The sequence below is a fragment of the Clostridium sp. AF34-10BH genome, assembly GCF_003478095.1.
In the GTDB taxonomy this organism is placed as follows: Bacteria; Bacillota; Clostridia; order Lachnospirales; family Lachnospiraceae; genus Acetatifactor; species Acetatifactor acetigignens.
Genome location: NZ_QUEC01000016.1, coordinates 45,817 through 61,423, shown reverse-complemented (window position 1 = coordinate 61,423; position 15,607 = coordinate 45,817). Strand labels below are relative to the sequence as shown.

The window sequence follows — 15,607 nt, the reverse complement described above, 5'->3', positions numbered from 1 at the left end:
TCGCTTACTCCTCTGATCCGCTTTTTTCAAACCGGAACCATTTGAAATCAAAATTGCATCCCGGCAGGAAAACGAAGGTCACATTCTGCTCTCCCGTCACTCTTTCCAGAGGGAAACGCAGTTCCCTATATTCCTCGCTGTGCGGGAAGGGAAGTACCTGTGTAGCTCCATCGGTAAACCTAAGCTGGATCGTATTCTGCTGTAAAGGAGTTCTTCCGCAGATGACAATGCTATCGGTTCCCGCTTCTCCAAAGTTCATATCCGTAAATTCGAGAGAGACATTATTGCCGATCTGTTCAACGGCATCCCCGGTTCTCACAAAGCTGTCACCATAGGTAACTCCGTCCGTGAGAGCACTCAGTCTTGCATAAGCTTTTTCCTGTCTGGTGAAATGGAACTCTTTCAGGAAAATTTTGCTTTCTGACACTATTGTCAGTTTTGTTACACCCTTTAATCTCCGGGGCAATACGAAGGTATCCGGCTGGAAGACTTCCCAGATGCCCGGCTTCTGATAGGTTATTTCACCCACCAGTGTTCCCTGTGTCCCGGAACCGCTCTCTTCGGGCTCTCCCTTCCATATCTGAATCCGGTGGGGATCATTATCATTGGCAAAAATAGACAGCGTGATCTCGTCACTTCCGAATTCACCAAAGTCTAACGCTTCATAGACCAGTCCGGTAGGCTGTGCCTTGTCCGTTCCGGCACTGTTCTCCACTCCGCGGCTTACGTCTCCGCCAAAACTTCCGACATAAGAAATACCCGTCACCGGCTCATACGGAGAATGGAACGTCTGTCCCATGCCCTCCACTGCAAAGTCAAGTTGGGAAATCATTTTAATATTGGTTGTTCCGTTACAGGTCATACACCTTACCTGAAAACTGCCATCACTGACGCCTGTGATCCGGATGCTCTCGCCGTCTTCCAGTTCCTCCAGTTTTGCCACAGGGCTGGGGATACCGGAAGCATCAGTAATGCTCCAGAGAAGCTTACGGTCTGTGGCTTCCATGGGATAGATACGGGTATGTAGCAATACATACGGCTTCTCCGGTGTCAATCTCATATAGGGAGCGCTCATTTCCAGTTTCCGCACCGGAACAAATCCGGGATCCACAAAGGCGGGCGGATATTCTCTGTTTTCTTCTGTTGCGCAGACACCGGGACGAATCGGTGCTTCGACTGCCTGTAACGTCACTGTCGCCGTGCGGTGCCCGGCAGCTGCCTTTGCTGTTCCAGTGCCGGTTTCATTGGTCATGCTGTTCACTGTGGCTGCCCATGCATCCTCCACAGTCACACGAATCTCCCCCGGCGTAGTTTTTGCTGCGATCATAGCCAGTAATTTTCCCTGGAACAACTTACGTACGGTTCCCTTGTAGGCATCGTAATCGGCGCTGTCACCATTGTCCAGTCCCACCAGTCTTCCAGCACCTTCCACGGTCACTCTCACATAATCGGAGGCATTTTCCACAGGGTATCCATCCCGGTCCTCCGCAGAGATCTCCACGAAGATCATATCCTCGCCGTTGGCGCACATGGTAGATTTATTGGCTTTTACTATATAATGATCTGTGTTGCCGAAGGAATGTCTCTCCTGTCTGGCTATCTCCCTACCCGTTTCGTCGTATGCCACGGCACAGATACTGCCGGGTACATACGGTACTTTCCAGGAAGGCTGTAATACTGTTCCTTTCTGATGATCGATCTGCTGTTTTCCCTGTGACACTCCGTTTACGAACAGTTCCACCTCCGGAGCATTGCTGGTGATCCGCACGTCCACCTGCTGTCCCGGATTAAAATCCCAGTAGGGATATACATGGATCATGGGATCTTTTTTCCCATCCGTCCATTCCGAACGGAAGACGTAGTAGGAGTCTTTGGGAAATCCCGCCGTATCCATCTGTCCGAAATAGCTGTTTTTCGTCTGATAAGGGGTCGGCTCACCGATATAGTCAATGGCTGTCCAGATGAACTGACCACAGGAATAAGGGGTATCTCTGTCCATAGTGATACAGTATTCCGTATTTTTCGCCGCCCAGCTGGTAGTACTGTTGCCCAACGCAGAACACTGTTCGTCCGCTTCGATCAGATTCGCCCTCTCCAGCGGAAAATGATACACCCCTCGGCTCTGTACCACAGAGGAAGTCTCACTTCCGTAGATGATCCAGTCCGGATGCTTTTCATGGTGTTCCGCATAATATTTTTCCGCGTAGTTATAGCCCGCCACTTTCACGATATCCGCACATTTCTGGGCATTTTCCCAGGGCATGTAATTGGAACCGATCGTCACCGGTGCCACCTTCCGGTAATCCCACTTTCTGACTACTGCAAGGAGGCTACGGGTGATCTCCTGTCCATGGGCATCCGCATGGGTATCCGGAATCTCGTTGCCAATGCTCCACATGATAACGGAAGGATGATTGCGGTCTCTGCGGATCCAGCTGCGTACATCCTTCTCCATCCATTCCTTGAAAAATCTGGCATAATCATAAGGATTCTTTGCCATCTCCCACATATCGAACGCTTCGGATACGATCAGAAATCCCATCTCATCCGCCAGTTCCATCAGTTCCACAGCGGGCATATTGTGGGAAGTCCGCACAGCATTGACACCCATGGAACGCATGAGTTCAAATTTCCGGCGCATGGCTTCTTTGTGAAAAGCCGCTCCCAGTGCTCCGAGGTCATGGTGATCGCAGGCACCGTTCAGGCGCACTTTTCTGCCGTTTAATAAAAAGCCCCTGGCAGGATCAAATTGCATGGTGCGGAAACCGATGCGAAGATGTTCTTCCTGTGTGATTTCCGTCTTCTGTAAGGCTTCACCTGCTCCGTTCTCCCCGTCGTTCATTGGAAGTTTGCATAGACGAACTGTAAGATCATACAGATAAGGATCTGTGATGTCCCATTTCCGGGGATTATCCACAGGAATCGCCACAGATGTCTTCTCCTGTCCACCGGCGAGGGGCTGTTTTACCCGGAAAATCTCCCTGTTTTCCGTTTCTGCAGAGTTTTTACTGTCCCCGGCATAATGCAAGCAATATTCCAGTTCATAATTCTCAGTGATTGCTCCCCATTCCAGTTCCGTATCGATGGTCAGATCGTAGCCGTTTTCCGTCTCCACGGAGGAGGTATAGATACCGTCCAGCGGAATATGTGTCTCAGGCAGACGGATCATCCAGACATTACGATAGATTCCGGCACCGCTGTACCATCTGCTGTTGGGTGCCTGAAAGGTTACCCGGAGAACAACTTCATTTTCACCTTCACGCAGATGATCCGTAATGTCCCAGTCAAAGGTGGAGTAGCCGTATTTCCAGTCACCGAGGCACACGCCGTTTATATAGATGGAAGAATCCATGTAAACACCCTCGAAGCGCAAAATGACACGTTCGTCACATGTCGTGCAGGCATTACCTGCCACAGAATTTGACTGCTCCCGCAAGTTCTCCTGCGCCGCTTCGCCTGCACGCTTTACTCCGGATGCGGAATACACGAATTTCTTCCGATACCAGCCGATACTGTCTTCATAGAGGTTCTTCGTATCATAGATCAGCCAGTCGTGAGGCAAGTCTGCCGGCTGCATCTCCCGCTCCCAGAGAGTTCTGTCTTCCCAATTCACACCCAATGCTGTTTTTGCAAAATACCAGTTATCATTCCATAACGTTTTGCTGTTCATCGAAATTTCTGCCCTTTCTGTCCATATCGTTTCCTGTCAGATCCCTGCTTCTATAGTGCTGCTTTTCCTACCTGTGTCCCGTCTTATCGTTGTCTGATACGGTCTTCGCATCTGCCCGGTCTTCCAGACGTTTTACTATGTAAACTGCCAGTACTGCATCCAATGTTCCCAGTACCATGCCGCCCAGAATATCCGTGGGATAGTGGACAAAGAAATAAAGTCTGGAAAAGGCAATGACTGCTGCCATAAGCAGACTTAAAATACCCGCCTTACGATAATAACTGAAAATGGTCACCGCTCCGGCAAAACCGTTGGAAGTGTGTCCCGAAGGGAAGGAATATTCCGAAGGGAACGGAATTTTCAGCGTCACACCGGTGTCCACAGCACAGGGACGGGGTCTCGCGATCACATTTTTCAGGAACAAATTTCCCACAAGATAGGTGATTGCCATGGCGATTATCATGGTCAGACCGCATTTCCGGGTCTTCGGAATGCATGTCAGCACAATCGCAATGACGATCCATACCAGACCGCTTTCTCCGATCGTAGTAAAAAAACGCAGGATCTCTGTCAGCCATTCCTGATGGATCCCCTGAATCGCATGCAATATCTGTAATTCCATCCTTCGTTCCTCCTTGTCCGTCTTCCGGCTTGGTTATCGGCCGCTCCGTAATTTCACCGTCAGACATTCTTTTGAACTATTGTAATCTATTCAGAAATGCCTTTGCATTGGCTGCAATGTCATCCTTAAATACAGCGGAACCGGCTACAATGACATTGGCTCCTTTTTCCATGGCAAATGCTACATTGTCCAGATTGATACCACCGTCTACTTCCAGATCGGTAGACAGCCCCTTATCGTTGATCATTTTCCGGATCACCTGTACCTTATCCAGGCACTCCGGGATCAGCTTCTGTCCGCCGAATCCGGGCTCCACAGTCATTACCAGCACCAGATCCACCAGTTCCAGATAAGGTTCCACTGCCTCTGCCGGAGTGGCGGGCTTAATGGTGATGCCGGCCTTTTTGCCTGTGGCATGTATTTTTTCAATGCATCCCTCCACATCTTCTGTGGCTTCCAGGTGAAAATTCACCAGGTCCGCACCACAGGCAGCGAACTCTTCCACATAACGTTCCGGCTTCTCGATCATCAGATGCACATCGAGAAACATATCCGTGTGGGATCTGACAGCTTTTAATACCGGCATACCGTAGGAAATCGACGGTACAAACAATCCGTCCATCACGTCTACATGCAGCCAGGGGACTCCTGCTCCTTCCACAGCTTTGATATCCTCTCCCAGTTTCCATAAATCCGCCGAAAGAATTGAAGGTGATAATAAATTCATGTTACTCCTCATTTCTGCCCCGCAAGGCCTTGTCTGTTGCTTATTACCGTTCTATTCTAGCAAACTTGTTTTCGTAAAACAAGACTAACGAAAAGGAACCTTTTCCTTTTGGAAAAAAGTTCCTCCGTTCGCAATTCTCTATAGGTTTTTCACGTCTTCTTTCAGTTTGTTCCAGGCATCTTCATGCTCCGTATAGTAAATGGGACATTTCTTTCCGCCACAATCATAGTGGCGCAAGATGTCATCGGGTTGCAGGTCATAGGCATCAGTCAGCCATTTCAATAATTTGATCAGAGAATCATAGGTCTCCTGAGTAAACTGGCCGTTGTCCGCCTTGTAGCAGCATTCGATAGAAATAGAATCCTCATTGCGGGTCTGTACTGCATAGGCGATCTCGTCCAGAGGAACGCACTGAAGAATCTCGCCATCATAGCCAATGATAAAATGGGCACTGGCACTGCGTTCATGATTGTCTTTCAGCTGTTCGAAATAGCTGCGGTTCTGGGCCGCGCTGGTCCCAGGATTCGCCGTGTAATGTACAAAAATATTTTTCACTTCCGTCAGGGGATCTCCCGGTCTGGAATATTCATTCACGGTGAGAAAATCTTCTGTCCAGTTGGGATGTGCTGCATATACATCCGCCGGAAGTCCCTGGATCCGGGTTCCCGTGGTCTCCCCGATCTGTTTTTCGATCCGCTGCACAGCTTCTGCCGCAACTTCCACAGGAGTACTGGCCTCCGCAGTGCTGGCAGGTACTTCCAACAAATTTTTCAACATAAAGATTCCTGCAAGAATGCTGGCACACAGCAGGGAAATCTTAATATATCTGCGGATTCTTGCCTGTCTGCGGCGGCGCTGCCTCCCGGCTCTGACCCGGCGTTGTCTGACGCGGGTGCTGTAAGTATTGTCTTTGTAAACATTTTGCTCATATGCATTGCCCGGATGACCCTGCTCCTGCCGCCAGGCCTTGTTTTTCTGCTGTGCTGTCGTCGAATACTGCGGATGTGATTTCTTCCTTCCGCCTTCCTGCGGCATTGCCGATATGCTATGTTGTGACCGTTCTGTGCGTCCTCCGGTATGATTGCTTCGTGATTGATCGGCGTATCTTCCGGTCTGTCTGTCTTGCGGTTGTCCTACACGTCTTCCTACGTGTCTGACTATATTTTTTCCAGTCCGGTAATCCACCAGATACGGATTTCTTCGCACCTGTATCATTTCCAGATCCGGTTGTCTGCTCGAACGATTCTCCTGTGTCATATTGCTGCCCCCCAGAGTTAATTGCTTTCTTTGAGTCCCAGTTTAATCCGGAGTTGTCACATTTTTCGGCACATATTCCTTAAGATTTTATAAATTTATTGTTTAAAAAGTTCCAGCAAATACTTTTCTATCACCTGTGCTGCTTTGCGATGAGCTTTCACTCCGGGATGCAGGCGGCTGCCTACGGTGTCCGGTGTGGTGTTGGGAAGTTGTAAAAAGTGGATTCTGGTATCACCAGTCTGTTCCGCGTAGGTTTCCACCGCTTCACGGATGACGGGCAGGAAATTGTCTCCCAGCATACCATAGCCCCAGATGATCTGTGCCTCAGGATTGCAGTCACGCACAGCTTTCAGGAAATCTCGGATTGCTGTAGTCAGGATCTTTTTGACTTCTTTTATGTCACGGGTTCCTGCCCATTCTCTTACCAGTTCCGCTGCGGACTGGATTGCTGTGGCATCGTTGGTTCCCAGATTAATGATCACGGCATCCGGCTGCCATGCCTTGAAATCATAGTCTTCCAGTGCTCCCAGCGAAGCATTTCGCTCCCCGGTAAGCAATCCGCAGACCTGTTTATAATAGGGAGGAATCTTATTCTCTACAATGCCATCCCAGCCGGTGACGATTCCCCAGCCACTCTGGGACACCACACGATATTCCGCAGAAAGCGCATCCGATACCATACGGGGATACGTATTTTCCGCAGAGAAGAACGCACTGATCCAGTCTTCCTCACCTACCGGCCCCATAGTTCCCTCTCCACTGGTAATACTGTCTCCTACAAATTCCAGGCGATATTCAGGATCCGGCAGAACCAAAAATTTCCCATCTCCATATTGCAATCCCAAAATCTGTATCATGTGCAGCGGGTCCTGGTGCATAGCCTGTACTTCCTTCAGAATCCGTACATGCTTCGGCTTTCCTACTGTCATTCCTCGAAACAGGCATACTTCATTTTTCCCTTTATTAACCGGAAAACGGCTGATCTGGGCACCATTCAGTTCTACCGCCAGCCATGGCTCCATCGTGTCGTAATCAGCATTTACTTCCAGCCACAATTCACTGCCAGTATATAGAAATTCTATACCGCTGCCGGTCCAGAATAAATTGATCACATCTTTTCCCGTGGTCCGGCCCAATACCCGCACTTGCGGCAAATCCGCTATACTTATAATCTTTTTCTGCTGTTCCATTTTCCCATACCTTCTACTCTGTTTTCTGTTGCTTCGACATTTTCTGTTATGATCTTTCGATTGCCTGCTTTACTCTCTCCTGCCGTACTCTTCTGCGATCACATTCTCCGCAGGACGTCCACATACCGCATAAGGGCTCAATCCTTCCAAATTTCCCGGCCAATCCCAGATGCCGAAGCCTTTCACCCAGTCACGTTTTCTGCAGGCTGTAAACATTGCCCGGTACCAGTCCGCCTGTTCCGCATCATCCTCTTCACCCTGCAGTTCCCAGTTATTCGGAACCTGCGCAGAACCATGAATATTCATGCAACCCGCTTCCGAAAACAAAAAGGGCTTCTGAAATTTTTTCACAACCTTTTCGATCCGGTCTAACTGGTTGTCCCAGTCGTCTATGGGATAATATCCGCTGGACGCAATCACATCCACGGCATCCCACCATGTAATATGATCTTCTCCATATTTGTCGCAATTATAACCGACAGGTCCGTCATATACCGTCCGTACTTCTGCGATAAGTTTTCTCCACTCTGTCTCCCGGTGCTCCGTCATGGTCATTTCACACCCCGCCAGGAACAATTCACAGCCTGTCCGCTGCGCAATCTGTGCATAATGTTTCTGAAAGGCAATGTGACTCTCGAACCAGTTGCCCCATTTGGGTTCGCAAGGTACATCATGGTCAAAAAAGCTGATTCGTGCCCGCCAGACACCATTGTCACAATTCACCGTCGGTTTCAAAGCAACTTTCAGTCCCAGGCTCTGTGCATATCGAATCATATCATACAGTTCCTCATCCGTACAGCTTTTCTCCCCATCATAACGGATTTCCTCACTGTAAGGTGTTTCCTGCATCCCCGATGGTGTGAATATCACCCAATTCGTATGGATCCTTCGTACCATTTCCTCCATACTTTTTCTGGATTCTTCCGAACCCAATACTCCTCTGTGCGGAAAAACCGCAAAATTCACAGCGCGAAATGCCTCCATACAATACCTTCCCTTCCAAGTATCCCATTTGTGTTTCATTTCCTGTATTGTATCATTTTTAATTTTATTTAGCTAGTAAAATTAGCTTTTATTTGCCTAAATTTATTTTCCTGCATTTCATTGTGTTCATTCACACGATATGCTACCATGAAACTATATACAGTGCTTTCAGAAAGGAGCTATCTGCCATGCATTTTGTACAGGCAAAGGGGATTCTGTCTCAGAATAACGGAATGAATATTTACCGCGGATGCTCTCACGGCTGCATCTATTGCGACAGTCGCAGTAAGTGCTACGGCTTTACACATGCTTTTGAAGATATCGAAGTGAAAGGAAATGCACCGGAGCTGTTGGAACAAGCGCTGCGCTCCAAGCGTCACAGGTGTATGATTGGTACCGGTGCTATGTGCGATCCTTATCTTCCGGCTGAAAAAGAGCTGCGATTGACCAGAAAATGTCTGGAGCTGATCGATCAATATGAATATGGTGTGACCGTGCTCACAAAAGCCAGCCTGGTGCTTCGGGATCTGGATCTTCTGCAATCTATTAATCAGAAAGCCAAGGCAGTGGTTCAGATGACGTTTACTACTTATGATGAGGATTTGTGCCGGAAAATAGAGCCTAATGTCTCTACCACGAGAGAACGTTTTGAGGTGCTGATGAAATGTAAGGAATTGGGAATTCCCACCCTTGTGTGGATGACTCCCATTCTTCCTTTTATTAATGATACCCGGGAAAATATCGAGGGGCTTCTTGACTATTGCCTGCAGGCGGATGTGAAGGGAATCCTGCTGTTCGATGTAGGAGTCACGTTGCGGGAAGGAGATCGGGAATTTTTCTATCAGGCTCTGGATCGTGATTTTCCCGGCATTCGGCAAAAATATGTCCATACTTACGGAAATGCCTATGATATTCCCAGTCCTCACGCAAAAGAGCTTATGACACTGATTCAAAATACCTGCACAGCGAATGGCATGCTGTGTTCCCCGAAGGAATGCTTTACTTACCTGCATGAATTCCCCGAGAGATACGTGCAGCAGACATTGTTTTAGGTTCCAATGGCGATAATTTCTACAAAAAAGTTTATATAGACAACACAGTAAAATCGGGAGCTTTTGCTCCCGACATCTTGATAACGCAAAAACGAATATTTACATTCAGAATAGAACTACACTCAGAAAATTGGTAGCTATAGCTTCAGCGCCCAGAACAAAAACGGCATTGTGATCACGGAAAGCAATGTGGTCAAAGCCACGCCCCTGGATGTCAACCGATAATCGCCATTGTACTGCTGTGCCAACATTACTGTCATGCTGCCTACCGGTGTTGCCATCATTACCAGACAAACGCCTCGGAATATCGGATCCTTGATAAAAAAGCACAGTCCCCACAGAAGCAATGCCGGCAATAGTACCAGTTTTACTACAGAGAAAACGAGTAGGCGCACATCTGTAAACAAATCTCTTAACCGGGTCTGCGCCAAAGAGTCACCAATGACCAACATGCTTAACGGACCTGTGATGGCACCAGTGAAAGTTGCTGTATCTTCAAGGATCAATGGGACCGGAAGATTGGTGATATACAGAACTATCGCAATAATGCAAGAGCCTACGCCTATATTCACGAGTTGTTTCCAATTTATATTTTTCTGACAACCACCAATCTGCATTTTGTGGATGCCATAAGTATAGATCAAGACATTATATAACAAGTTGAAGATTACAGCGTGAATTATTGCATTGCTGCCATACATGACATCCAGCAAGGGATAACCCATAAATCCAATATTGGAAAAAAGCATCATGACCTGATAAGCGCCGTAGTCCTCTCTGTCTGCATGAAGCAATCTGGGCAATAGTTCCGCGACAGCAAACATAATTGCAAAATAGATCAGCGCAACACCCAGAGTAAACAACAATTTTCCTTTATTCTCCAGTCTCTCAGGATTCATACCAGAGGCAATAATCAGCGCAGGATTTCCAATATTGATTACTATACTTGAAATTGTTTTGCCTGTAGTATCTTTAAACACACCGATTTTCCGACAGATATATCCGATGAGCATAATCAAGAAAAACATTATCATTTTTTGGAGTAAAAGCATACAACACCTTCATATAGTAAATATATAAGCTCGCAAATTATACGTTCTTACAAATGCATCTCTAACCGCTGCCAACATTACTTTGCAGAGTCGCCCATTATAACACAGGAAGGAGAGGGAATTACAATTTCCTGTCCGCTCCACTTTAAAATCCCTTTATTTTCATCAAAGAAAAAGGTCTGTACCACATCTGTATGCTGAATACCCACTATCAGCATAGAGCCATCTGGTACAAAACAAAACTCCCGGCAGAAATCACCTGCCAACATTGTATGTCCTTTCAACATCAACAAACCGGTTTCCTTATCTACCTCATAGACAACAATTGAATTGTGCCCTCTGTTCCCAGCCAAAAGATATCTACCGGATGGATGCATCTGTAGTGCCGAAGTATAGTTCTCCCGGTCATAACCATCCTCACGTCTCGTCGATATTACCTGGACATTCCGTAACATATCTTTGCAATCCGGCTGATACTCAAACACAAAAATTTGACAGCTCAATTCAGATACCATATATAGATATTTTCCATCCGGACTGAAACGGAGTTGTCTGGGTCCACTGTCTTCCGGTGCTTTCCACTCGAAAACTTTTTGATACGTTTTTGCATCATAAAGATATATATAATCAAGACCACAATCCGCAACCGCAATATATTTTCCATCCGGTGTAGGCATGGATGCATGAATATGAGACATCCTTCCATTTGGTTCCTGGTGATGCTCTACTCGTCTTTCCTCCCCAATGCTTCCATCCTGATTAATGCCGTACACCACCAACAATCCATTACGAAAAACAGATACTAAAAGACTATCTTTTTCCTCATCCGCTATAACATGACATGGCCAGCCACCATAAGCATATCTGCTATTTAAAAATGAAAGTTTATTATCCTCTATGCGATAAGCAGCAACACCTCCACCCGGTACACCTTTATATTCCAGTGATTCCATAACCGCATACAGACATTTTCTCTTTTCCGAAACATATAAATATGCAGAATCGTCAGCCTCTACTGTTGAAGCTTCCCTCATTTCCCCATTTTGAGTATTTATCTCCAATGTGTAAATACCTTTCGATCCTCTCAAGGAGTTCGTTCCTACGTAACACTTCATCCATTTCTCCATATCTTTACCTTTCAGTTTCGTCATTGTACTCTCCGTTGTAAATTTGATAAGCTCTTGGCATTCTTTTTTCCCATAAACGTTTTCCCTCACATAGATCAAAAAGCTCCAGTCTTCCGGTTGATTCCGCAAATTCTTCATCAGCAATCAGCAAACAATCTAGCTGTTTCAGATACAGAAAGCTCCTGGGCCATCCCAGTGTTTGCAAAATTCTCCCTTCCCGGATCATTCCGTTTTGCTCAACGACCAATTCCCGGATCAGATTAGCTCCCCGTACTCCTACGAACAATCTTCCTTTTGTCCAATCTGGACACAAAATTGAAGAAAGACTTTTTCGTGCTCCGGCAGGGAGCAAACTGACACGCTGCTTTTCTTTCAAACCTCCGTCTGAATTTTTCTCCAACACGATCAATTCATTCGATAATTCTGTAACGAGGTATACGATTTTTCCTAATGGATGTATCTCCAGAAATCTTGGACCTGATCCCCGGGGCTGTTGCTCTATTCTCCAGTTGTCCCGGTTTCCCCAAAGTTGGCTCTCACTACTATGATATACTGCATCCGCGCCCAGATCGGCAATCCAGCACTCCTCCTGCATCCACTTTACAAAATGCGGATGAGACGCTTCCTGCCTGCTAACTACCGGACCATTTCCTTTGAAAATCACCCTTCCAGATTCTTTGCCGATGCGCCCCTCCGCTACGTCCACTGATACAACCATTTGTTCTCCATACACAGCAATCAAAAGAGCCTTTCCCTGCTCCCAAAAGCTCATATGGCTGATCCCTCTCCAAGGGAAACAGCTTTTCTCCAAAAAAAACAGTTCTCCTGTAAGTTGCTTCAAATAAAACGACTGAATATAACTTCCCCCTGATTCTTCCTGTCCTACCGCATACAGTATTCCGTTGGGCGCAATACACGCCCATTCCAGATTTTTCAGTGGTGCAGCCAAAGTTTCCCTGCTGTCATTTCTCCCCAGGTCAATACGATATATCCCATCTGTCGATGTGTTTCCAAATGTATTGCAAAAATAGAATGTCATTTAAGTCAGCTCTCTCCATTATGAAAACAAAAACTCTACTTCCTCTTGCGTTAATCTCTTTTCTGATGCACGAAGGCTCTCTTCCAGTTCCTTAACCCTGCAAGGTCCTACGATCGGAATAACCTGAAAAGGCTGCGCATAAAGATATGCTAATGTTATTTCCAATGGAGTGGCATTCGTGAGCTTGCATAGTTCGTCTACTCTCTCCGCTCTTTTTAAGGATTCCGCATTATAAAACATATCTCTGGGGAAAGCAAATTTATCGTCCTTGAGAAATCCCTCTTCCTTATGTAATACAAAAAATCCTGCTGCCTGAGAAGTATATGCAGTTACCGGTTTACCGGTTTTTTGGTGATATTCATATATGTTCTCTGTCATATGGGTCTGTACAGCTGCCTCCACTGCCTCGTCATTCGGTTTTGCCAAATTAAACATAATTTCATGCCCAACAAAGGATTTCAAATTATGCTCTTTCGCGTAAGCATCTGCAGCCCACATTCTTTCTGCCGACCAGTTCGAACAAGCAAAATATCTCACCTTTCCTTCTCTGACAAAGCTGTTCAAAGTTTCAATAATTTCACCAACCTCACGCTTCGGATCATCTGCATGTAAATAGTATAAATCTATATAATCAGTCTGTAAGCTTTTCAAACTGCTCTCCAGATCCTCTCGTATCTCTTCCGGCGCCAGCCTTTTTATGCTCGGTGTTTCAAGTGCATGGCAGGCTCCTTTGGTCGCAACTACCAGCTTGCTTCTCAATCTATGCTGTTTCATCCATCTTCCAATCAATAATTCAGATAGTGGAAGATTTCCTGGATTCCACCTTCCATACACATTCGCTGTATCAATAAATGTACCCCCATTTCCTACAAAACAATCGAGGATATCGAATGATGCCTGGTCGGAAATACGGCTCCCGAGCACTCCACCTCCCAACGCTATATCTGACACTCGCAAATTTGTTCCTTTATAATTTACAATATTCATCCTTCGCTCTCCTTTTAAAACACTTCTCAGCCTTTCACTGCTCCAACTGTCATACCTCTTGCAAAATAGGACTGGAAAAACGGAAATATCATCATAAGAGGTAAAATACCGATTACTGCAATTGCCATACGAACCGTGATGGTAGGCATTTTACCCAAGGCATTGGCAGCCTCTGCGCTTCCTGCCATACTTTGTGTCATAAACTGAATATCCAGCAAAATTCTATTCAAATAATTTTGCAGACTGAATAATTTTGTATTCGTAAGATAAAGGAGACCATTATACCAGTCATTCCAATAACCAATACCAATCAACAATCCTACCGTAGCCAGGATGGGTTTCGAAATCGGCATAATAATACTAAAGAAAATTCGGAACTCCTTAGCGCCATCTACCATAGCTGATTCGATCAATTCCTTAGGCGTATTGTTATTAAAGTATGTTCTCACCAGCAGAACATTGAAACCATTTACCAAAATATTATTTGGCAAAAGTAATGCAAATATAGTATTTTTGACATGTAACGTATTTACATATAATAAATAGGTGGGAACCATACCTCCGTTAAAAAGCAATGTAAAAAACACGAGAAAATTGATTATCTTTCTTCCGGGTAATTCATTACGCGAAAGTGTATATCCCAGCATGGCTGTAAGCATCAATCCGGAAATCGTACCTATAAATGTAGTTAGTATTGAAATCCCGTATGCACGGAATATTGTCTGCCCCTGCGTTGCCATATAGCGATATGCTCCCAGACTCCACTCTTTGGGCCAAAAGGAATAACCATTTCGGAACACACTATCATTATCCGACAGAGAAGACGTTACCAGCAACAACGTAGGAAGAGTACAGAAAAGCACGAAACAAATTAAAACTATATGTGCTACTAATGCTGATTTGTTTACTTTCATTCGTTTCATCTCACACCTCCTAAAACAGAGAATCTTCCGGGCTGATCTTCCGAAGTAACAAATTTGTAATTAAAACAATTAAAAAGCCGACTACTGACTGATATACTCCTGCTGCTGCAGACATACCCACGTCTCCTGTCTGTATCAATGTGCGGTACACATAGGTATCTATTGTATTTGTAGTACTGTATATTGCTCCTGAGTTCTGCGTAACCTGATAAAATAAACCAAAATCAGAATAAAAAATCTTTCCTACCGCCAATAATATCATCATTATAATAACCGGTTTCAACAATACCAGTGTGATATACCGTACCTGTTGAAGCTTTGATGCCCCATCCAGTTGAGCCGCTTCATAGTAAGACTTATCAATAGAAATAACATTGGCATAATAAATAGTTGCCTGAAATCCAAATGACTTCCATGTATTTACGATCGGTAATATTATAGGCCAGTACTTTGACTCATTGTACCAGGATATCGTGCTTTTTCCCAAGGGCTCCAGGATCCCTTTATTAATAAAGCCTACATCCGTACTTAAGAAAGCAAATACCAGATAACTGATAATGACGATAGAAAACAAATATGGCAAAAGAATCACTGTCTGATATACTTTTAAAGCCTTTTTGCTTGTCACTTCGCTCAAAAGAATTGCTACTAAAATACCTAAAAATGTATTAATTATAATAAATGCCACATTGTACAATATTGTGTTTCTGGTAATAATAAAAGCAACTGAGTTTTTAAATAAAAACAAAAAATTTCTAAAGCCTGCCCAATCACTTCCATAAATTCCTTTGCTGTAGTCGAAATCTTTAAAAGCTACCACCATACCCGTTAGTGGTAAATAATTGTTAATAAACAAATAAACCAATGCCGGCAAAGCCATAATGTATAGTGGCAAAAGCTTTTTTATTTTTTTTAATCTTTTATACATACCAGGCTCCTTTGAATAGAAAGGTCAGTTGTGTTATACCTCTGACCTT

General features: G+C 45.3%; 13 protein-coding genes. 1 reads left to right on the top strand and 12 read right to left on the bottom strand.

The window, feature by feature from the left end; all coding sequences use genetic code 11:
• Positions 1 to 4: 4 nt before the first annotated feature.
• From DWZ61_RS11610 to DWZ61_RS11585, 6 genes are all read right to left on the bottom strand, one after another.
• Positions 5 to 3,670 (bottom strand): glycoside hydrolase family 2 TIM barrel-domain containing protein, encoded by a 3,666-nt coding sequence (locus DWZ61_RS11610; protein ID WP_118538615.1) that lies wholly within the window; start codon positions 3,668 to 3,670, stop codon positions 5 to 7.
• 67 nt (positions 3,671 to 3,737) lie between these two features.
• A complete protein-coding gene (locus tag DWZ61_RS11605; RefSeq protein ID WP_117466020.1) occupies positions 3,738 to 4,292 on the bottom strand; it encodes a phosphatase PAP2 family protein in 555 nt (184 codons plus the stop codon).
• A gap of 76 nt (positions 4,293 to 4,368) precedes the next feature.
• On the bottom strand, positions 4,369 to 5,019 hold the full coding sequence (gene rpe, locus DWZ61_RS11600) for a ribulose-phosphate 3-epimerase (protein ID WP_117466021.1): 651 nt from the start codon (positions 5,017 to 5,019) through the stop codon (positions 4,369 to 4,371).
• 138 nt (positions 5,020 to 5,157) lie between these two features.
• A complete protein-coding gene (locus tag DWZ61_RS11595; protein ID WP_117466022.1) occupies positions 5,158 to 6,276 on the bottom strand; it encodes a peptidoglycan recognition family protein in 1,119 nt (372 codons plus the stop codon).
• Positions 6,277 to 6,371: 95 nt separating this feature from the next.
• The gene (locus DWZ61_RS11590; protein ID WP_118504197.1) at positions 6,372 to 7,466 is read right to left on the bottom strand and encodes an SGNH/GDSL hydrolase family protein; all 1,095 of its coding nucleotides are present in this window, start codon (positions 7,464 to 7,466) and stop codon (positions 6,372 to 6,374) included.
• A gap of 69 nt (positions 7,467 to 7,535) precedes the next feature.
• The gene (locus tag DWZ61_RS11585; RefSeq protein WP_117466023.1) at positions 7,536 to 8,450 is read right to left on the bottom strand and encodes a 1,4-beta-xylanase; all 915 of its coding nucleotides are present in this window, start codon (positions 8,448 to 8,450) and stop codon (positions 7,536 to 7,538) included.
• A 188-nt stretch (positions 8,451 to 8,638) separates the two neighbouring features.
• On the opposite strand from DWZ61_RS11585, the gene DWZ61_RS11580 reads away from it, so the two are divergent.
• On the top strand, positions 8,639 to 9,502 hold the full coding sequence (locus DWZ61_RS11580; protein WP_117466024.1) for a radical SAM protein: 864 nt from the start codon (positions 8,639 to 8,641) through the stop codon (positions 9,500 to 9,502).
• 137 nt (positions 9,503 to 9,639) lie between these two features.
• Here the strand turns inward: DWZ61_RS11580 and DWZ61_RS11575 are convergent, their stop codons facing one another.
• The 6 genes from DWZ61_RS11575 to DWZ61_RS11550 all read right to left on the bottom strand — a co-directional run bounded on the left by DWZ61_RS11575 (position 9,640) and on the right by DWZ61_RS11550 (position 15,558).
• The gene (locus tag DWZ61_RS11575; RefSeq protein WP_279220502.1) at positions 9,640 to 10,536 is read right to left on the bottom strand and encodes an AEC family transporter; all 897 of its coding nucleotides are present in this window, start codon (positions 10,534 to 10,536) and stop codon (positions 9,640 to 9,642) included.
• A gap of 95 nt (positions 10,537 to 10,631) precedes the next feature.
• Positions 10,632 to 11,705, bottom strand: a complete 1,074-nt coding sequence (locus DWZ61_RS11570; RefSeq protein WP_181968684.1) for a lactonase family protein — start codon at positions 11,703 to 11,705, stop codon at positions 10,632 to 10,634.
• On the bottom strand, positions 11,686 to 12,720 hold the full coding sequence (locus DWZ61_RS11565; RefSeq protein ID WP_022312719.1) for a beta-propeller fold lactonase family protein: 1,035 nt from the start codon (positions 12,718 to 12,720) through the stop codon (positions 11,686 to 11,688). Before DWZ61_RS11565 ends, DWZ61_RS11570 begins: the two co-directional genes overlap by 20 nt.
• Before the next feature lie 18 nt (positions 12,721 to 12,738).
• Positions 12,739 to 13,707: an aldo/keto reductase gene (locus tag DWZ61_RS11560; RefSeq protein WP_022312720.1), complete on the bottom strand. Its 969-nt coding sequence runs from the start codon at positions 13,705 to 13,707 to the stop codon at positions 12,739 to 12,741.
• 26 nt (positions 13,708 to 13,733) lie between these two features.
• Entirely contained in the window at positions 13,734 to 14,630 is an 897-nt protein-coding gene (locus DWZ61_RS11555; RefSeq protein ID WP_118538609.1) for a carbohydrate ABC transporter permease, read from the bottom strand.
• A 10-nt stretch (positions 14,631 to 14,640) separates the two neighbouring features.
• Entirely contained in the window at positions 14,641 to 15,558 is a 918-nt protein-coding gene (locus DWZ61_RS11550; protein WP_117569116.1) for an ABC transporter permease subunit, read from the bottom strand.
• Positions 15,559 to 15,607 lie beyond the last annotated feature (49 nt).